The organism is Streptomyces sp. NPDC057616, assembly GCF_042800575.1.
Lineage (GTDB): Bacteria > Actinomycetota > Actinomycetes > Streptomycetales > Streptomycetaceae > Streptomyces.
On the sequence record NZ_JBHVGU010000004.1, the window covers coordinates 338,431 to 357,299 of the forward strand.

Consider the following 18,869-nt stretch of genomic DNA (forward strand, 5'->3'; position numbering starts at 1 on the left):
GCTGATCGGACGCTCATGCCAGTGCGAGGCCAACCAAGGCCCCGTACGCGGCGTGGGGGGGGGGGGGAACACCCACCCCCCCCACCACGGCGGTGTGACTGCCGGTGCCGCGCAGCCCGGTGGCGTCCCAGGTGTCGACCACCTCCACCGCCTCGGCCGGCACGGCGAAGACGCGCACTTCTTGCGCGTCCGGGGCCGCCACGAGCACCCACTGCGCGCCGGCGATCCCGCTGACGCACCCCCATGTCCCCGTCACCCGCCGGCCGCCGGCGACCGGTTCGGCCCGTCCGGCCGGCGGCAACAGCGCCGCCGAGATCCGTACGTCGGGCGAGGCGCCCCACACCTCGCGCTGCCCCTGCTCGGGCAGCAGGGCGGCGAAGCGCCCGTGCGCGGCCCACAGCATGCCGACCCAGGCGGCGGAGGTGCAGGCCCCGGCGACGGCCGCCACCTCGTCGAGCAGGGAGGCGAACTCGCCCTCCTCGCCGCCCCATCGGCGCGGCACGAAGTGGCGGGCCAGACCGGCGGCGGTCAGTTCGGCCACGACCGCCGTGGCCAGTGCGCGGTCCGCGTCGGCGCGCCGGGCGTGTTCGGCGACCGTGCTCAGAGCGGTGGTCGAGGGCATGTGTTTGCTCCTTGTCGGGATCCGGCACCAAAAAAGTGCGTTCAAGAAGGTATTGTTTTGGGAACCTGGCCGCCCCCTCCTCCCGCCCCACCTCCCGCTACGACCGAAGGGACGCACGATGGCGAAGCAGGCGCGCTCGCTCCGCACTCATGAACTGGTCCTCGACGCCGCCGCGGCCGAGTTCGTCCGCCACGGCTACCCGCGCGCCAACCTCCAGCACGTGGCCGCGCGCACCGGACTGACCAAGGGCGCGCTGTACGGCCACTTCGCCTCGAAGGAGCACCTGGCCCGGGCGCTGACCGAGCACCTCGACGAGGTGGCGGCCGGGATCCTCGCCCGGCACGCGGACGCGGACCTGCCCGTGCGGGAGCGGCTGCGCGCCCTGTGCTGCGAACTGGCCTCACGCGTGGAGTCGGACGTGCGCTTCAACGCGGCGCTGCGGCTGGTGCTGGACGAGGCGCCGACGGCACCGGAACCTCCCGGGCTGCTGGCGGATCTGCGTGCGCTGGGCGAGGAGCCGACCGCGGCCGCCCTGGCCGACCTCGCCGCGGTGATCCTGGTGGGCGCCTACTGCACGGCGCCCGATCTGGAGCGGCGAGGTCTGGCCGAGCGGGTACTCGAGTTGTGGGACGCGGCGTCGGCGGGGGAGGGCGCTCAGGCCGGCAACGGGACGGCGGCGCGGTGAGCCACGGCGGCCCACAGGCTGCGGCAGGTGGCCAGCGGGACGCCGCCCTGCACGGCGTCCAGGGTGAGGCGGGTCCGGCCGGTGCCGGGGTCCGGGACGTGCTCGCGGACCACCAGGTCGATGGGCTGGTCCAGTTCGCCGAAGGCCAGGCAGTCGGCCTCCATGCCGAGCAGCGTGTGCCCGGTGCCGGGGCCCGAGCCGCCGGGGTGCAGCACCAGATGGCCGAGCTGGCGGAAGCCCTCCAGGGTGACCATCAGCGGCACGTGGTCGCTGGGATGGTCGAAGAAGATCGGGTGCTCCACGTCGACGAGCAACTGCCAGGGTCCTTCGGTGCGTTCGCGCACCAGCACGCTGTCCTTGGCGCGCAGCCGGCCCACCGCCGAGGGGTGCACCCGATGGAGCGCGCGGGGCGCCGGGCCGGTCACCGCGGCGCCGCGCGGCTTGGCGCCCCGGCCGCGCAGCATCGCGTACCGCTTGTCGTCCACGGCGACGACGTGCAGCGCGCCGCGGCCGCAGGCGCGGCCGCCGACGGTGAGCACGACCTCGAGGCGCATGCCGAAGCGGTTCGGCGGGCGGTTGCCGACCCACATCCAGTTGGCCTCCAGGACCAGGGGCGCGGGCTCGCCGCCGACGCGCAGGGCGGAGGGGTCGGTGATCTCGAACTCCGAGCCGAAGCCGATGAAGCGGTGGGTGAGCGGGACGTCGTAGTGGGCGTGGGCCAGGTAGACCAGGGCCTGGCGGATCGTCTCCATGAACAGCAGCGGGTCGCTGGTGCCGTCCCTGCCCGGGGAGTAGAGGGCGTGGTCGCGCGGCCACTGGGCGGCGACCAGGAAGCTGTGCTCGCCGGTGCGGACGGCGTCGGTGAGGAACACCTCGGCGATCGCGGCCCGGTGCACCATGTGCCGCGGGACGGCCTGGAGATAGCTGAGGTGCAGCCGCTCGGACAGGGCCGAGCCGCCGGAAGCGGTCGTGGCGACAGGTATGACGGCAGGCTGATGCATGGTCTGAACCCCCAGTGAATGCATTCACGCAGACAAGCAACATCGGCACGAGGCTTCCGCTCTTCGGGCCGCGACTTACAATACATTCCCGAAGGTATATTTCAAGGAACAAAGGATGGACGCCATGGCCGTGGAACGCAGCGCCTCCAGGTCCCGGCCTGCCCGGGACACCGCCCCCCGCCACCGGGACACGGGCCTCAAGCAGGAGCGCGCCGTACGCACCCGCGGGCAGGTGCTCGACGCGGCGGCAAAGGCGTTCGCCACCAAGGGCTTTCCCGCGGTGACCGTGCAGGACGTGGCCGAACTGGCGGGCGTGACCAAGGGCGCGGTCTACTTCCACTTCGCCAACAAGGAGGCGCTCGCGCAGGCGGTCGCCGAGGAGTTCTACCACCTCCTCGGCGTCATCGGGCAGGAGGTGGAGGAGGCCGAACTGCCGCCGCTGCGGGCGGTGTCGGAGCTGCTTCAGCGCACCGCCGTCGCCTTCCGTGACGACACCATGGTCCAGGCGGGCGCCCGCCTCCAGATCGAACGCTCCCTGATCGGCGCCGAGATGCCCATGCCCTATCTCGGCTACACCGAGTCCCTCACCACCTGGCTGCGCCAGGCCCGGACCGAGGGCCACCTCCCCACCGGCACCTCGCCCGAGGCCACGGCCCGCGTCCTGGTCTCCGCCTTCTTCGGCGCCCAGCACATCTCCTGGGTCCTCGACGACCGCGCCGACATCGCCGACCGGGTGCAGGAGATCCTCGCCGCGGTGGTGCCGCTGGCGACGGCCTAGCTGCCGCGAGCGGTCAGGAGACCGGCACCCGGGTGAAGCGCCCCGCCACCCGCAGGTCCCCCTCGATCCGGTCCGCCGTGGCGCGCAGCTCCGGCAGGATGTCCCGCTCGCACTCCTCGACGGTGCGGCGGGCCACGTGCAGGGCCACGTTGAGGGCTGCGACCACGCGGCCCGTGCGGTCGTGGACCGGGACCGCGATCGAGCGCAGCCCCTCCTCCAGTTCCTCGTCGACGAGGGCGTGGCCCCGGTCGCGTACGCCGTCGAGGACGCGGGCGAGCGCGCCGGGGTCGGTCACGGTGTGCGGGGTCAGCGGGCGGAGGGGGAGCGGGAGGGGCCGCTCCGCAGGGGGCAGGTCCGCCAGCAGGACGCGGCCCATCGAGGTCGCGTACGCCGGCAGGCGTGTGCCGAGGGTGATGTTCACGCTCATCACGCGGCTCGTGGCGACCCGCGCCGTGTACTGGATGTCCTCTCCCGACAGCACCGCCAGCGAGGTCGACTCGTGGACGCGCGCGGCCAGTTCGGCCATGTGCGGGGCCGCGATCTCGGGCAGGGAGACACGGGACAGGGGCGGGAAGCCGAGCGCGAGGACGCGCGGGGTCGGCTCGAAGACGCGGCCGCTCGTGCGCACCAGACCCAGGTGCTCGTAGGTGATCAGTGCCCTGCGCGCCGTCGCCCGCGCCAGGCCCGTCGCCTGCGCGACCTCCGTCAGGGTCAGTTCGGCGCGCCCCTCGCCGAACGACGTCAGCACGGTCAGGCCGCGGGCCAGGGACTCCACGAACTCCCGGCCCAGTTCCTGCTTCGACGCCCCGGTCCAGGCCGCGAGCCCCGTCGGCACGGCGGCCGGCCGCGCGGGCGGCACCTCGCGCAGGTCGTCCTCCATGGCCCGCACCGCCTCGCGCAGCCGCGGCAGCAGCGTGTCGCGCAGGTCCGCCGCCGTGTGCCGGCTGGTGTGGCTCACCACGTTGGCGGCGCAGGCGATCCGGCCGGTGTGCGGATCGCGTACCGGCACCGACACGGCGACCAGCCCCGGTTCGATCAGCTGGTCGTCCAGCGCCCAGCCGTCCGCGGCCGCCGCGGCGGCCCGCCGCTCGAACTCGCCGCCGGCGAAGGCGTGCCGGAGGGGCGGTACGGCGGGGAAGTCCCGGTTCTCCGGGTCCGTCGCCCGGTGCTCCCGCCAGGCCCGCCACTCCTCCTGCGTCCACTCGGTCGCGAACAGCGGGCCGGGCGCGGTGCGTTCGGCCGGGAGCAGGTCGCCGATGCGGAAGCTGAGGGACATCGCGCGGCGGCGGGTGGCCTGGTGGATGAAGCGGATGCCGTCGTGGTCGGCGACCGCCAGCGACACCGACTCGTCGAGTGCGTCGGCCAGGGCGTCGGCGCGCGCGTCCAGCAGGGCGGGCAGGCGCAGCGCGGAGAGATAGGCGTTGCCCAGTTCCATCAGGCGCGGAGCCAGCACCACGTCCCGGCCGTCGAGGCGGACGTAGCCCATGCGGGCGAGGGTGGCGGCGATCCGGTCGACGGTGGAGCGGGCGAGGCCCGTGGCCCGCTCCAGCCCGCTCGGGCTCAGCGTCCCGCCCGCCTCGGTCAGCCGCAGCAGCACGTCGATCCCGCGGACCAGGGGCGTGACCGCCTCGGCCGGCACGGCGGCGGACGGGTCGGCCGGGAGCGCGGCGGACGGGTTTGCCGCCGACGGGTCAGCCGGTACGGCGGAAGACGCGGCGTCGGCGTCCGTCGTGGGCTTGGCGGGCATCTGATCTCCGGTACGGCGGTCGGGGCACGCCCACGGTAATGCGCCGGACCTGCCCGCTCACCCTCTCACCACCCGCACGCGGTAGCTGCCGGGCCGTTGCGCCCCCATGACCGAGATCCGGATGTGCCGCTTGGGGTCCTTGAAGGTCTCGCCCGGGGTGAAGGGGGCGTCCGAGAGCTCCGCCTGGACGTTGGGGCTGCGGGTGCAGCCGCCGCTGTCGCGCCGGGCGTCGAACACCTTGACCGGGCCCATGCCGGTGTCCACCCGGGAGTCGACCCGGTAGACCAGCACGCCGGGCCGGCACACGGCCTCGTCGTTGCCCGCGCGGACGCGCACCTCGACGGCGTAGACCGTACGGGAGTCGACGGGGACGAAGACCAGCTTCGGGCCGCCGGCCTTCTCCAGAGGGGTGAGCGTGTATTCCGTGGTGCCGCTGGCCGCGCAGCTGACCTGGGACGGGTCCAGCCAGCCGAGCTTCCACTTGTGCCAGCCGAGCAGGTCGTTGTCGGCCCCCCAGTCCTCGCTCATGATGTCCCAGTGCCCGACCGCGCCCCCGCCCTCCTGGGTGTAGAGGTCGGGCAGGCCGAAGACGTGGCCGTTCTCGTGCGGCAGCACCCGGTAGCCGGTCCTGGCGTAGTTGCCGGAGCCGTCGTCCTGGCGGGAGTAGACGAAGGAGGCGTTGGCGACGGGGACGCCGTCGGCGACGGGGGCGTCCGCGTTGCCCGCGAAGGTCACCGACAGGACCGTGTCCAGGGCGGACGGTCCGGCGTTCGGCGTCACCAGCACGTTCAGGAAGTCGTACTCGCGGAAGTCCACCCGCGGGTCGGCGGCGCTCACGATGTCCTGGACGAGCTGACGGTAGCCCTCGTCGAAGGGGGCGCCGCGTTCTATGTCGTACGCCTTGAACGGCTTCGGCATGCGCAGCCAGTGCGGGATCGGCGTCTCGGGGCGGTAGTCGAGGCGGCCGTAGGAGGCGGTGCGGAACCACTGCGCGGCCTTGGGGAAGAACTCGTGGAAGCGGTCGAGGGCCTTGCCCGGGCCGGGGGCGTCGGAGAAGTCGACCATCAGGGTCAGGGCGTGGACGGTGCCGGTGGAGCGGGCGTAGCCGGTGCCGGTCGGGACGCCCTCCGAGAGCTGGACGGTGTGGCCGCCGTCGATCATGCAGGGGCCGAGCTTCGCGGTGCGGGCCGGTGCGACCGGTCCCGCTCCTGCCGTCGTGGAGCGGGCCGCCAGGCCGCCGCTGCCCGCCGAGGTGACGACCGCGAGGATCAGGGCGGCCACGGACGCGAGGGCGGCCGCGCGGCGGGGCCGTATCCGACGGCTGAGCTGCATGCGCGGGCCCTTCGTCCTGGCAGCCGCCGGTCTCAGGCTGCGCCCTTTCGATCACCCTGGTTCGGGGGCTGCGCGGGCGCTCGCTGGATGGGCCGAACGTGGGTTTCGGGGCGCGGACCGCGCAAGCCGCGGTCGTGGGAAGGCCCCGGATCGAAGATGTGACCCAGGTCACAGGAAATCTCTGCCGGGTCGGGAAATAACCGGGGAACCTTTCCCCGTTTAACCCTGCGTACGAGCGAAACGGGGACTGTCTCCCCGGATCGCCACAGCCACCGAACCGAGGAGTACGCCGTGCAGACCGCGACCCCCGTGCAGCGGAAGGTGACCCGGCCGCGCGCCGACGCCCTGCGCAACCGGGAGCGGATCGTCGCCGCCGCCCGCGAGATGTTCACCGAGTACGGCCCCGACGTGCCGCTCGACGAGATCGCCCGCCGGGCCGGCGTCGGCAACGCCACGGTGTACCGCAACTTCCCCGACCGCGACGCCCTCGTCCGCGAGGTCGTCTGCTCCGTCATGGACCGCACGTCCGAGGCGGCCGAGTTCGCGCTCGCGGAGACCGGGGACGCCTTCGAGGCACTGGAGCGCTTCGTGCACACCGCCGCCGACGAGCGGATCAGCGCCCTTTGCCCGATGATCCAGACCACCTTCGACCAGAACCACCCCGACCTTGAAGCGGCGCGTGAGCGCGTCGAGCAGCTCGTGGCGGAGCTCATGGACCGCGCCGTGCGGGCCGGCCAGCTACGCCCGGACGTCGGCGTCGGCGACCTGATGATCGTCGTGGCGCAGCTCAGCAGGCCCCCGGCCGGCACCGACTGCGTCGTCAACGACCGCTTCGTCCACCGTCATCTGCAGCTGTTCCTGGACGGACTGCGGGCTCCGGCCCCGTCCGTGCTGCCGGGCGCAGCCGTCACCGTGGAGGATCTCCGCCGGCCCTGCACCGATTAGTTCAGGACTCCCAGCGAGTCGACACTGACGAAACTCACCGGCCGTCTCGGTAGGCGAGCCGTCCCCGTAACACACCTTTTTTCCGTCCCGAAGTCCCGAAGTGGGTACCCCCATGTCTGATACAGCCTCAAAGGCTCGCGGACCGGTCGAGCAGACCGGTGACGCCAATCGCTGGAAAGCGCTCGTCTTCATAGCGCTCGCACAGCTGATGGTCGTGCTCGACGCGACCATCGTGAACATCGCCCTGCCCTCCGCCCAGGCCGACCTGGGCATCTCGGACGGCAACCGGCAGTGGGTCGTCACGGCCTACGCCCTCGCGTTCGGCGGACTGCTCCTGTTCGGCGGCCGGATCGCCGACCTGTGGGGCCGCAAGCGCGCCTTCGTCATCGGCCTGACCGGCTTCGCCGTCGCCTCCGCGCTGGGCGGAGCGGCCCAGAGCGGCGCCATGATGTTCGGTGCCCGCGCCCTCCAGGGCGTCTTCGGCGCCCTGCTCGCGCCCGCCGCGCTCTCCCTGCTCGCCGTGATGTTCACGGACGCCAAGGAGCGCGCCAAGGCGTTCGGCATCTACGGTGCGATCGCCGGTGGCGGCGGCGCCGTCGGCTTCATCCTCGGCGGCGTGCTCACCGAGTACCTGGACTGGCGCTGGACGTTCTTCGTGAACATCCCGTTCGCCATCGTCGCCGCGCTCGGCGCGTACTTCGTCATCCGTGAGCCGGAGGGCGGCCGCAACCGCAACCCGCTCGACATCCCCGGCGTCGTGCTCTCCACCCTCGGCCTGGTCTCGCTCGTCTACGGCTTCACCCGCGCCGAGTCCGACGGCTGGGGCGACTCCCTGACGATCGGCCTGTTCGTCGCCTCCGCGGTGTTCCTGCTGGCGTTCGTCGTCACCGAGTCCCGGGTCAAGGCACCGCTGCTGCCCCTGCGCGTGGTCACCGACCGCAACCGCGGCGGCATCTACCTCTCGCTGGGTATCGCCATCATCGCGATGTTCGGCACGTTCCTCTTCCTGACCTACTACCTGCAGGTCATCAACGGATACTCGCCGATCAAGACGGGCTTCGCCTTCCTGCCGATGATCGCGGGCATGATGATCGGCTCGACCCAGATCGGCGCCCGCCTGATGACCCGGGTCCCGGCCCGGGTGCTGATGGGCCCCGGCTTCCTGGTCGCTGCCGTCGGCATGCTGCTGATGACGCAGCTGGAGATCGGCTCGTCGTACGCCTCGACGATCCTGCCCGCCATGCTGCTGCTCGGTCTCGGCATGGGTACGGCGTTCATGCCGGCCATGTCGCTGGCCACCCTGGGCGTCGAGCCCCGTGACGCCGGTGTCGCCTCCGCGATGGTCAACACCTCGCAGCAGGTGGGCGGCGCGATCGGTACCGCTCTGCTGAACACGATCGCCGCGTCCGCGACGACCGCGTACATCAAGGACCACATCGCCGGCGCGGCCTCCAAGTCGCAGGCGCAGCTGATCCAGATGCAGGGCGCGGTGCACGGCTACACCAACGCGATCTGGATCGCCGTCGGCATGCTGGTGCTCGCCGCCGCGATCGTCCTGACGCTGGTCAACGCCGGCACCCCGGGTTCGAGCACGGTGACCGGTTCGACGGACGAGATCGAGGACGAGCTGGCCGTCCCGGTGGTCGCCCACTGACCCAGGCCGGTCGGCCGTACCCCTTCGGAACCACCCGTACGCGAGAGGAAGGGGACGCCTCCCGCGTACGGCCCCCAGGATCTGCCCTGGTCTGCTGAGTGAGCGGCTCAGCGGAGCCAGGGCAGATCTGCGCCCGCATCACCGGGCTGGAGACCCTCGGCGACGATCTGCATGATCTCGCCGAGGGTTCTCAGCTGTTCGGGGGTGAGCCGCTCGAACACCGCCTGCCGTACGGCCGCCACATGGCCCGGCGCGGTGCGGGCCAGCACCTCGGCGCCCGCATCGGTCAGCACCGCGAACTGGCCCCGCTTGTCGGAGGGGCAGTCCTCGCGCCGCACCCAGCCGTTCTTCTCCAGACGCGCGATCGCGTGCGAGAGCCGGGAGCGGGTGATCTTCGACTTCATCGCCAGCTCGGTCATCCGCAGCCGCCGCTCCGGGGCCTCGGCGAGCCCGACCAGCAGCCCGTAGTAGATGTGCGGCATGCCCGCGTCCCGCTGCAGCTGGCGGTCGAGGTGGTCCTCGAGGAGCGTGGTGGCGTGCAGGTACGAACGCCAGATGCGCTGCTCGTCGTCGGTGAGCCACCGGGACGTGCCGGAGGGCGCTTCCTGGGCCGGCTCGGATGCGGGTGCCGTGTTCATGCATCCACTGTAACCAGCCTCTCCTTGAAACTTAAACAAACGGAGCGTAGGCTCTGCCGTAGAAAGTTTTAGAGTTCAAGCAACTGTCCCGGAGGGAGTCGCCGTCATGTCCGCCGCCACTCAGGAGCGCATGCCCGCCCTCTACCTCAGTCACGGCGCCCCACCGCTCGCGGACGACCCGGTGTGGCCCGGCGAGCTCGCCGCGTGGTCCGCCGGACTGCCCCGCCCCAAGGCGATCCTGATGGTCTCCGCCCACTGGGAGGAGGCCCCCCTCGCCCTGGGCGCGGTGGAGACGGTCCCGCTCGTCTACGACTTCTGGGGCTTCCCCGAGCACTACTACCGGGTGACGTACGGAGCGCCGGGCGCGCCCGGACTCGCCGAGTCCGTGCGGAAGTTGCTGCGCGCCCCTGGAACGCCCGTGCAGGACATCCCTGACCGGGGCCTGGACCACGGCGCCTACGTCCCGCTCGTCGAGATGTTCCCGGACGCCGACATCCCGGTCCTGCAGATCTCCATGCCGACCCTCGACCCGGTGCGGCTGATGGAGATCGGCCGCAAGCTCGCGCCGCTGCGCGACGAGGGCGTGCTGATCGTCGGCTCCGGCTTCTTCACCCACAACCTGGCCGCGCTGCGCCACGTGGGCGCCGGGGTGCCGGGCTGGTCGGCCGAGTTCGACGACTGGGGCCACCGGATGCTCGACGACGGTGACGTGGACGCGCTGCTCGACTTCCTGCACAAGTCGCCGGCCGGCCGGCTCGCCCACCCGCGCACCGAGCACTTCGCCCCGCTCTTCGTGACGATGGGCGCCGCGGACGCCGCCGGGGAGCTGGGCGCGCAGAGGTCGGTGATCGACGGGTTCTGGATGGGGCTCGCGAAGCGGTCGGTGCAGTTCGGCTGAGACCGCGTCCGGGCCTGACGGCCCTGCTGGTCCTTTCCGGTCCTAGAGCTCCTTCTCGTACCAGGCCACGTCCCAGTACCGCCCGAACTTGCGGCCCACCTCCCGGTGGGTGCCGAGATGGCGGAATCCGAAGCGTTCGTGCAGCCGCGTGGACGCTTCGTTGGGCTGTGCGATGCCCGCGTAGGCGCGGTGCAGGTCCTCGGTGCCGAGGGCTTCGAAGAGCGCTTCGTAGAGCCGCGTGCCGATGCCGCGGCGGCCCGCGTGCGGGGCGAGGTAGACGGTGACCTCCACCGAGGTCCGGTAGGCCGCCTTGGTGCGATAAGGGCTGGATGTGGCGTAGCCCAGAATTTCCTGTGTGTCACCGTCCGTGGCAACCATCAGGCGGTACGGGCCGTCTTCAGGGTGGGAGAGCAGCCACGGGCGGCGCTCCTCGGAAGTGAAAACGGCGGTGTCGAAAGTGATGGGCGTCTCACGCACGTAGTGGTTGTAGATGTCGGTGAGGGCCTCGAGGTCTGCCTCGACTCCCGGTCTGACCTGCACCTCTGAACGCTTCGACGCCACCGGGCCTCCTCCTGTGGCCGGACAGGGTACTGCATGATCAGAAAAATGAGGGGCCTGGTTGGGAATTCTGTCCGGATTCCAGTCGTTGTTTCCTACGGAAGCAGGGCACCCGAGAAAGGTGCTTGGAGGTACTCGACGGCGAGTGCCCGGCGTCCGAAGGACCACCCGCCAGCCCACCATCGCAAGGGAGCACGCATGGCAACCCGTGCCGTCGCCCGTCGTCAGTCCGCCACCGGCGAGACTGGCGCGGCAAGCAGTGTTCGCGCCCGCGCCGGCGAGATCGCCGACCGTGACCTGGTCGGGATGTATCTCGACGAGATCGCGCGCACGCCGCTGCTCGACGCCGCCAAGGAGGTCGAGCTGTCCCAGGTCATCGAGGCGGGTGTGTTCGCGCGACAGGTTCTCGACGGGTTCGAGGAGTCCAAGGCCGAAGCCACCCGCGAGGAGCTCGAGGCCCTGGTCGCCGAAGGGGAGCGGGCCAAGGACATCTTCATCCGCTCGAACCTCCGTCTGGTCGTGGCCGTGGCCCGCCGTTACCCCCGTAGCGGCCTGCCCCTGCTCGACCTGATCCAGGAGGGCAACGCCGGCCTGGTGCGCGCGGTCGAGAAGTTCGACTACCGCAAGGGCTTCAAGTTCTCCACGTACGCGACGTGGTGGATCCGTCAGGCCATCACCCGCTCGATAGCGGACCAGTCGCGCACCATCCGCCTGCCCGTCCACCTGGTGGAGGAGCTGGGCCGGATCCGCCGTGTGCAGCGGGAGTTCAACCGCGAGCACGGCCGCGACCCGGAGCACGCGGAGATCGCCGCCGAGCTCGGTTCCAACGCGGACCGGGTGACCGACGTCCTGGACTGGGCCCGCGACCCGGTATCGCTCAACATGCCGGTCGACGACGAGGGCGAGACCCAGTTCGGCGACCTGCTCGAGGACAGCTCGGCGGTCTCGCCCGAGCAGTCCGTGCTGACGCTGCTGCGCAGCGAGGAGCTCGACCACCTCATCGGCCGCCTCGACCCGCGCACGGCCTCCATCATCAAGATGCGCTACGGCATCGACGACGGCCGCGAGCGCACGCTGACGGAGGTCGGCAAGGAGCACGGCCTCACCCGTGAGCGGATCCGCCAGATCGAGAAGCACGCTCTGCTGGAGCTGAAGAAGCTGGCGCGCGACACCGGCTTCGAAGCGGTGGCCTGAGCCCGTCCCCCGGGCGCGTGCGGCTTTCGGAGCGCCGGACGGCGTACAGCGCCCGGCGCCGCGCACGCCCGGTGGCGGAAGACCGCGCAAACATGGCTATGTAACGCCGCTTCAAGTGTAGTAACCAAGGGAAAAAGACTTCTGGGCACAGGAGTTCGGCCCGGAACCACCCCCTGAACCACGTCCCGACGCACAACCCCCCCCGGCGCCGGGACGTTCCCAGAGCCGGGCTTCGGCGCCTTCCCCCCGGGTGCCGAAGCCCGGCTTCTTTCGTGCGGGAGCCGGTCGTGCGGGATGCCGGTCGTGCGGGATGCCGGTCGTGCGGGATGCCGGTCGTGCGGGCTGCCGAGGGTGCGGGCATGCTGGTGGGCGGGGCACCCCGGACCTGAACCCCGGGGTGGCCCGCCGGATGGCAGATTGTGCCACAGCGGCATAGCCTGCCGGTGTGAGCAGCCCCACCCCCGCACCGAACTCCCGTGCCGCCTCGGCGGCGCAGACCTCCCTCACCGAGCGGCGCAAGGCCGCGACCCGGATGGAGATCGCCCGGGCGGCCGCGGGACTGTTCGTCCGACGGGGGCTGCGCGCCACCCGCGCCGAGGACATCGCGCAGGCCGCCGGGATCGCCCCGCGCACCTTCTACCGGTACTTCGCATCGAAGGAGGAGGCCATCGCGCCCCTCTACGCGGCGGGCGCCCGGCGCTGGACGGAGGCGGTCGCCGCGGCCCCGCACGGGCTGCCTCTCCCGCAGGTCCTGGAGCACGCGGCGCGGCACACCCTGACGCCGGGCGCGGGGGTCTCCGCCGCCTCCTGGGAGCTGGTCCGCACCCTGATCCGCCTGACCGACACCAGCCCCGCGCTGGGCAAGGTGTGGGCGGAGGTCTGCCACGACGCGGAGGCCGAGCTGGCCGAGGCGCTGACGGAGCGGGTCGCGCGGGAGAGGCCCGACAACGTTGGCGAGGAGCCGGCCGGTGCCTCCTCCCCGCTGCGGTTCGCCGCGGCCGTCGCCGGCGCCGCCGTCCGCGTGGCCGTCGAGACCTGGGCGGCCGGCACGTCCCCGGCGACCGGACCGCAGGGCCCGGCGACCCTGGCGCTGCGCAATCTGGCGGCGCTGCGGGAGTTTCCGTGGACGGAGTTGGTGGGGGAGTAGGGCGGGCCGGGTGCCGGGGTCGTCCGGCGCCGCCGGGTGCCGTGCGGGTGGGCTCACCCGCCCGCCGCCCGGGTCAGGCGCTCGCCCAACTCCCGCACGCACGCGACCAGTTGCGCCGGCTGACGGACCGTGAAGCCGAAGCCCAGCAGGGCGAGCCGGGCCGCCAGCCACTCCACCGCGTCGCCGCTACGGCCGCGCAGGCGGCAGCTGCCGTCCTCCAGCGGTTCCGGCACGCCCAGCCACGACGGGACCTTGGCCGCGACCGCCTCCGCGCTCGCCGCGAACGTCACCTCGAAGTCGTACGACTCCTGGTGGCGCTGCATCGAGCGCCGCAGGTACTCCGCCGCGTCGCCGCTCGGCAGCTCCCGCGGGGCGAACCGCGCGCCGGTCGCGAACGGCTCGCTCACCCGGTCGACGCGGAAGGTGCGCCAGTCGGCGCGGTCGAGGTCGTAGGCGACGAGGTACCAGCGGCGCCCGGTCGAGACGAGGCGGTGGGGCTCGGTCAGCCGCCGCGACTCGCTGCCGTCGCCGGCGCGGTAGGCGAACCGCAGCCGCTCCCGGCCGGCGACCGTGGACGCCATCACGGTCAGCGTCTCCGGCGCGATGCTCGCGCCGTCCCCGCTGGTCAGCGGTGTGGTCGCGGCCTGGAGGGTGGACACGCGGTGGCGCAGGCGCGAGGGCAGCACCTGTTCCAGCTTGGCCAGGGCCCGTACGGACGCCTCGTCCACGCCCTCCAGGGCGTGCCCGGCGCCCGCCCGCAGCCCGACCGCGATCGCCACCGCCTCCTCGTCGTCGAGCACGAGCGGAGGCATCGCCTTGCCCGCGACCAGCCGGTAGCCGCCGTCGGAACCCATCGCCGCCTGCACCGGATAGCCCAGCTCGCGCAGCCGGTCGATGTCGCGCCGCACGGTGCGCCGGGACACCCCGAGCCGGTCGGCGAGCTCGCCGCCGGGCCATTCGCGCGGGGTCTGGAGCAGGGAGAGGAGCTGGAGGAGCCGGGCCGGGGTGTCGGTCGTCATGGGTTCTCCTCCGTCGTCATCTCTGCCGTGTCGCGTTCGAGGATGCCTGTCCACTAGGACATGACCTGTCCTACTGGGGTTCTACCTTGAATGCATGACCTCCACCGAAACCCTTGGGGCCGGCTCCGCCGGCACGACGGACCGCCGCCGCTGGTTCGCCCTCGCCATCGTGATGACCGCGGCCTTCATGGACCTGGTCGACGTCACGATCGTCAACATCGCGATCCCGTCCATCCAGCGCGACGCCAGGGCGTCCGTCAGCCAGATCCAGTGGATCACCGCCGGCTACGCCCTCGCCTTCGCCGCCGGTCTGATCACCGGTGGACGGCTCGGCGACATCCACGGCCGCAAGCGGCTCTTCCTCATAGGGATCGGCGGCTTCACGCTCGCGTCGGCGCTGTGCGGCTTCGCCGCGAACCCGGAGATGCTGGTCGCCTCCCGCATCCTGCAGGGCGCGATGGCCGCGATGATGGTGCCGCAGGTCCTGTCGATCGTGCACGCCACCTTCCCGGCGCACGAACGGGGCAAGGTGTTCGGCCTGTTCGGCGCGATCGTGGGGCTGGGGGCCGTCTCGGGTCCGCTGCTCGGCGCGCTGCTGACGGAGTGGAACCTGTTCGGCCTGGAGTGGCGGCCGATCTTCCTCATCAACCTTCCGGTCGGGATCGCGGCCCTCTTCCTGGGCAGCCGCTACATCACCGAGTCCAAGGCGCCGCGGGCGCTCAAGCTGGACCTGGTCGGCGTCGCGCTGGTCACCCTCGGCCTGACGATGCTGCTCTACCCGCTGACCCGCGGCCGTGAGCTGGGCTGGCCGCTGTGGGGGCACGTCTCGATGGCCGGCGCGCTCGTCGTCTTCGCGGCGCTGGTGATGTACGAGCGGCGCAAGGCGGTCCGGGACGGCTCGCCGCTGGTCGAGCTCTCGCTGTTCCGGGTGAAGAGCTTCGCGGCCGGCATCGCCGTCCAGACCGTCTTCGGGGTCGCGCTCGGCGTGTTCTTCCTGGTGTGGACGCTGTACATGCAGATCGGCCTGGGCTGGAGCCCGCTGCGGGCGGGGCTGACCGGGGTGCCGTTCTCGATCGCGGTCTCCACGGCGGCGGGCCTGTCCGTGCAGCAGCTGGTGCCGCGCTTCGGCCGCCGGGTCCTCCAGGCCGGCGCGCTGCTGATGGCCGCGGGCGTCCTGCTCTACATCTGGGAGTCCGGCCGCTACGGCACCTCGATCGCCTCCTGGCAGATGGCGCTGCCGCTGGTCGTGATGGGCGTCGGCATGGGCCTGATCGTCGCGCCGCTGACGGACGCGGTGCTCTCGGAGGTGCCGCGCGAGCACGCCGGGTCTGCGTCGGGGCTCATCAACACCGTGCAGCAGATGGGCAACGCGCTCGGACTCGGGCTCGTCTCGGTGGTGTTCTTCGGCGAGATCGGCGACCGCCTGACGCCCGTCCAGGTGGGGCCGGCCTTCGTGAACGCCTTCCAGCACGCGCTGGGCTGGGTCGCGGGCGTCATGGGCGCGATCTTCCTTTTGATGTTCGCCCTGCCGAAGCGGCCGGCGCAGCAGGCGGAGGACGGGCACGCTCCCGACGTCCCGGCCGCCGGGTCCGCCGAGCGCGCCGGGGAGCCCGAACTGGTGGGCTGAGCAGGGGCTGTGGCCCGCCTCCCGTGTGTCGCACGGGAGGCGGGCCCTTTTGCGTGCCGCCTTACAGATGCCCGGTTGTGTCTGCATCGTGTCCGAACCCGTTTACTTCTCGGAAATGCGGGCGTACTCTCCCGGTGAAACCACAAATTCGGGCACAGGTCGGAGGCGAACGGACATGTACGCACCGGAGCGGCAGCAGGAGATCCTCCGGCTCGCCCGTGACGGCGGCAGGGTGGACGTGGTGTCGCTGGCCGAGGAGTTCCAGGTGACCGCGGAGACGATCCGCCGGGACCTGAAGGCCCTCGACCGCGCGGGACTCGTCCGCAGGGTGCACGGCGGCGCCATACCGGTCGGGCGGCTCGACTTCGAGCCGGACCTCGCCGAGCGCGAGGGCACGGCGGCGGACGAGAAGGACCGGATCGCCAAGGCCGCCGTCGCGGAGCTGCCCGTCGAGGGCACGATGATCCTCGACGCGGGCACGACCGTGGCGCGCCTGGCGGCCGCCATCCCGCTGGAGTCCTCGCTCACCGTCGTCACCCACAGCCTGCCCATCGCGGCCCGCCTCGCGGACCACCCCGGCATCCAGCTCCACCTCGTCGGCGGCCGGGTACGGCACCGCACGCGCGCCGCCGTGGACGCCTGGGCGCTACGGGCCTACGGCGAGATCCGGGCGGACGTGCTGTTCGTGGCGGCCAACGGCTACTCCGCCGACCACGGCCTGACCACCCCCGACCTCGCCGAGGCCGCGGTGAAGCGCGCGGCGGTCGCCGCGGCCCGCCGCGTCGTGCTGCTCGCCGACTCCTCCAAGCACGGCCAGGAGCACTTCGCCCGCTTCGGCGACCTGAGCGACGTGGACCTGCTGATCACCGACAGCGGGCTGAGCCCGGAAGACGCCACCGCCATCGAGCGCGGCGGCACGGAAGTAGTGCGCGCATGATCCTCACCGTCACCCCCAACCCGTCCCTGGACCGTACGTACGAGGTCCCCTCGCTGGAGCGCGGCGAGGTCGTCCGCGCCACCGGCGAGCGGGTGGACCCCGGAGGCAAGGGCGTCAACGTCTCGCGGGCCGTCACGGCCGCCGGGCGGCGCACGGTCGCGGTCCTGCCGCTGGGCGGCGCGCCGGGTGCGCTGGTGGCCGACCTGCTCGACGCGCAGGGCATCGAGGTCGCGCCGGTGCCGATCGATGGGGCGACCCGCTCCAACATCGCGCTCGCGGAGGCCGACGGCGTCCTGACGAAGATCAACGCGCCGGGTCCCGAGCTGTCCGCCGAGGAGCAGGAGCTGCTGCTGGAGACGGTGCGCGCCCAGTCCCGCGGCGCGGACTGGATCGCCTGCTGCGGCAGTCTGCCGCGCGGGCTCGCCCCGGCCTGGTACGCCGACCTGGTCGCGCGGGCGCACTCCGCGGGTGTCCGGATCGCGCTGGACGCCTCCGGGCCCGCACTCAAGGAGGCGCTGCGCGAGCGGCCCGACGTGGTGAAGCCCAACGCCGAGGAGCTCGCGGAGGCCGTCGGGCGGCCCCTGTTCACCGTGGGCGACGCGGTGAAGGCGGCCGAGGAGCTGCGGGAGATGGGCGCGCGCGCCGTCCTCGCCAGCCTGGGTGCCGACGGGCAACTGCTCGTGGACGACGCCGGTGCCTGGTTCGGCACCGCGCGCGTGGACGCCGTCCGCAGCAACGTCGGCGCCGGCGACTCCTCGCTGGCCGGCTTCCTGATCGCGGGCGGCAGCGGCCCGGAGGCCCTCGCCTCCGCGGTGGCGCACGGCGCGGCGGCCGTCCAGCTGCCGGGCAGCGTGATGCCGACCCCGGCCGACCTGGACCCCGCGGCGGTGACGGTCACGTCCGACGTGCCCATCGACCGCGTACTGGAGGAGCCGGTGTCATGACCAGCCGCACCCACTCCACGTCCGCGCCTGGCGCGATCCCCCTTGCCGTGGGCCCCGCCGCGCCCTCCCGGCGCCCGAAGCCCCTGCCCGTGGGCCCCGCCGCGCCCTCTCTGCGCCCGGAGCCCGTGCTTGTCGGCCCCGCCGCGCTCACCCCGCGCGCGACGAGTTGCCTCGCCGGCCGTCGCGTTGCCGGGCGGCGTGGTGCCGACCTTCGTACGGGCTTCGCTCCCACCGCATGCGCGGCACGCCTCCCCGCTGGCTTCGGCGCGCTTTCCCCGCGCCCGGCGCCTCTCCCCGTCGGCCCGGCCGCGCCCACCCCGCGCGCGACGCTGCTCCCCGCTGGCGGTCCCGCTGCCGGACGGCAAGGTGCCGACCCCCGTACGGGCCCCGCGCCCATCCCGAGCGCGGTGCCTCTCTCTCGTACGGGCCCCGCGCCCACCGCATGCGCGGCACGCCTCCCCACCGTCTTCGACGCGCTCTCCCCGCGCCCGGAGTCTCGCCCCACCGGCTCCGACGCGCTCTCCCCGCGCCCGGAGTCCCTCCCCACCGGTCGCGACGCGGCCACCCACCGAACCCCCCGCTGCACCCCCGTCCCCGTCCCCGCCCACCCGACCGGCCGGGCGATACGCGTGCTAAGGAGCCCGCGATGAGTGACATGATCACCGCGGACCTGGTCGACCTCGACCTGTCCGCCGACACCAAACAAGCGGCGGCGCGCGCCCTCGCCGAGCGCATGGTGGCCCTGGGCCGGGTGACCGACCTGGACGGCTTCCTCGCCGACGTCGCCGCCCGTGAGGCGCAGATGCCCACCGGCCTGGACGGCGGCATCGGCATCCCGCACTGCCGCAGCGAGCACGTCACCGAGCCAACGCTCGCCTTCGGGCGCAGCGCCGCCGGCATCGACTTCGGTGCCGCGGACGGCCCCGCCGACCTGATCTTCCTGATCGCCGCGCCCGCCGGTGCCGACGACGCCCATCTGACGATCCTGTCGTCGATGGCCCGCCAGCTGATGAACGCCGAGTTCACCGACGCCCTGCGCGCGGTGGACGACCCGGCCGCCGCCGCCGCGCTGATCCGCGGCGACGAGGCCCCGGCGGCGGCCGGCTCCGCAGACTCCGCTGCGGTTTCGGAGGCGGCCTCCTC

18 protein-coding genes are annotated in these 18,869 nt (G+C 72.8%); 11 read left to right on the top strand and 7 right to left on the bottom strand.

The genetic code is table 11. From position 1 onward, the window contains the following. Positions 1 to 13 precede the first annotated feature (13 nt). Positions 14 to 622, bottom strand: a complete 609-nt coding sequence (locus tag ACFU97_RS06950) for a hypothetical protein (RefSeq protein ID WP_384251944.1) — start codon at positions 620 to 622, stop codon at positions 14 to 16. 118 nt (positions 623 to 740) lie between these two features. Here ACFU97_RS06950 and ACFU97_RS06955 point away from each other — a divergent pair, with 118 nt between their 5' ends. Further along, entirely contained in the window at positions 741 to 1,307 is a 567-nt protein-coding gene (locus ACFU97_RS06955; RefSeq protein ID WP_384251946.1) for a TetR family transcriptional regulator, read from the top strand. Here ACFU97_RS06955 and ACFU97_RS06960 read toward each other — a convergent pair. Then, positions 1,277 to 2,308 carry a ScbA/BarX family gamma-butyrolactone biosynthesis protein gene (locus ACFU97_RS06960; RefSeq protein WP_384251948.1) on the bottom strand — a complete coding sequence of 344 codons (1,032 nt, stop codon included), beginning with the start codon at positions 2,306 to 2,308 and terminating at the stop codon, positions 1,277 to 1,279. The genes ACFU97_RS06955 and ACFU97_RS06960 overlap by 31 nt on opposite strands. Positions 2,309 to 2,423: 115 nt before the next feature. Between ACFU97_RS06960 and ACFU97_RS06965 the strand changes: the two genes are divergently transcribed. Next, a complete protein-coding gene (locus tag ACFU97_RS06965) occupies positions 2,424 to 3,086 on the top strand; it encodes a ScbR family autoregulator-binding transcription factor (protein WP_384251950.1) in 663 nt (220 codons plus the stop codon). Between the two features lie 13 nt (positions 3,087 to 3,099). On the opposite strand, the gene ACFU97_RS06970 is transcribed toward ACFU97_RS06965, so the two are convergent. After that, positions 3,100 to 4,833 (bottom strand): IclR family transcriptional regulator C-terminal domain-containing protein, encoded by a 1,734-nt coding sequence (locus ACFU97_RS06970; protein ID WP_384251951.1) that lies wholly within the window; start codon positions 4,831 to 4,833, stop codon positions 3,100 to 3,102. Positions 4,834 to 4,890: 57 nt separating this feature from the next. After that, positions 4,891 to 6,165 carry a M6 family metalloprotease domain-containing protein gene (locus ACFU97_RS06975; protein WP_384251954.1) on the bottom strand — a complete coding sequence of 425 codons (1,275 nt, stop codon included), beginning with the start codon at positions 6,163 to 6,165 and terminating at the stop codon, positions 4,891 to 4,893. A gap of 291 nt (positions 6,166 to 6,456) precedes the next feature. On the opposite strand from ACFU97_RS06975, the gene ACFU97_RS06980 reads away from it, so the two are divergent. Together ACFU97_RS06980 and ACFU97_RS06985 are read left to right on the top strand one after the other, a co-directional pair. Then, positions 6,457 to 7,110 carry a TetR/AcrR family transcriptional regulator gene (locus ACFU97_RS06980; RefSeq protein ID WP_384251956.1) on the top strand — a complete coding sequence of 218 codons (654 nt, stop codon included), beginning with the start codon at positions 6,457 to 6,459 and terminating at the stop codon, positions 7,108 to 7,110. A 112-nt stretch (positions 7,111 to 7,222) separates the two neighbouring features. Then, positions 7,223 to 8,764, top strand: a complete 1,542-nt coding sequence (locus ACFU97_RS06985) for an MFS transporter (protein ID WP_384251958.1) — start codon at positions 7,223 to 7,225, stop codon at positions 8,762 to 8,764. A 107-nt stretch (positions 8,765 to 8,871) separates the two neighbouring features. Here ACFU97_RS06985 and ACFU97_RS06990 read toward each other — a convergent pair whose 3' ends face one another. Then, positions 8,872 to 9,402 carry a MarR family winged helix-turn-helix transcriptional regulator gene (locus ACFU97_RS06990; protein ID WP_384251961.1) on the bottom strand — a complete coding sequence of 177 codons (531 nt, stop codon included), beginning with the start codon at positions 9,400 to 9,402 and terminating at the stop codon, positions 8,872 to 8,874. Between the two features lie 106 nt (positions 9,403 to 9,508). Here ACFU97_RS06990 and ACFU97_RS06995 point away from each other — a divergent pair, with 106 nt between their 5' ends. Beyond that, entirely contained in the window at positions 9,509 to 10,300 is a 792-nt protein-coding gene (locus tag ACFU97_RS06995; RefSeq protein ID WP_384251963.1) for a dioxygenase, read from the top strand. A 42-nt stretch (positions 10,301 to 10,342) separates the two neighbouring features. On the opposite strand, the gene ACFU97_RS07000 is transcribed toward ACFU97_RS06995, so the two are convergent. After that, positions 10,343 to 10,861, bottom strand: coding sequence for a GNAT family N-acetyltransferase (locus tag ACFU97_RS07000; RefSeq protein ID WP_384251965.1), 519 nt, complete (start codon positions 10,859 to 10,861; stop codon positions 10,343 to 10,345). Positions 10,862 to 11,056: 195 nt separating this feature from the next. Here ACFU97_RS07000 and ACFU97_RS07005 point away from each other — a divergent pair, with 195 nt between their 5' ends. Together ACFU97_RS07005 and ACFU97_RS07010 are read left to right on the top strand one after the other, a co-directional pair. Beyond that, positions 11,057 to 12,052, top strand: a complete 996-nt coding sequence (locus tag ACFU97_RS07005; RefSeq protein ID WP_384251968.1) for an RNA polymerase sigma factor RpoD/SigA — start codon at positions 11,057 to 11,059, stop codon at positions 12,050 to 12,052. Positions 12,053 to 12,497: 445 nt separating this feature from the next. After that, entirely contained in the window at positions 12,498 to 13,199 is a 702-nt protein-coding gene (locus ACFU97_RS07010; RefSeq protein ID WP_384251970.1) for a TetR/AcrR family transcriptional regulator, read from the top strand. Between the two features lie 53 nt (positions 13,200 to 13,252). Here ACFU97_RS07010 and ACFU97_RS07015 read toward each other — a convergent pair whose 3' ends face one another. Then, positions 13,253 to 14,218, bottom strand: a complete 966-nt coding sequence (locus tag ACFU97_RS07015; protein ID WP_384251973.1) for a helix-turn-helix transcriptional regulator — start codon at positions 14,216 to 14,218, stop codon at positions 13,253 to 13,255. 94 nt (positions 14,219 to 14,312) lie between these two features. On the opposite strand from ACFU97_RS07015, the gene ACFU97_RS07020 reads away from it, so the two are divergent. From ACFU97_RS07020 to ACFU97_RS07035, 4 genes are all read left to right on the top strand, one after another. Then, entirely contained in the window at positions 14,313 to 15,845 is a 1,533-nt protein-coding gene (locus ACFU97_RS07020) for an MFS transporter (RefSeq protein WP_384251975.1), read from the top strand. 175 nt (positions 15,846 to 16,020) lie between these two features. Then, positions 16,021 to 16,782 carry a DeoR/GlpR family DNA-binding transcription regulator gene (locus ACFU97_RS07025; RefSeq protein WP_384251976.1) on the top strand — a complete coding sequence of 254 codons (762 nt, stop codon included), beginning with the start codon at positions 16,021 to 16,023 and terminating at the stop codon, positions 16,780 to 16,782. Further along, positions 16,779 to 17,726 carry a 1-phosphofructokinase gene (pfkB, locus tag ACFU97_RS07030; RefSeq protein ID WP_384251978.1) on the top strand — a complete coding sequence of 316 codons (948 nt, stop codon included), beginning with the start codon at positions 16,779 to 16,781 and terminating at the stop codon, positions 17,724 to 17,726. The genes ACFU97_RS07025 and pfkB overlap by 4 nt, the downstream gene beginning before the upstream one ends. 646 nt (positions 17,727 to 18,372) lie before the next feature. Next, positions 18,373 to 18,869, top strand: a 497-nt coding sequence (locus ACFU97_RS07035; RefSeq protein ID WP_384251980.1) for a PTS sugar transporter subunit IIA, incomplete at its 3' end; no start/stop codon positions are given.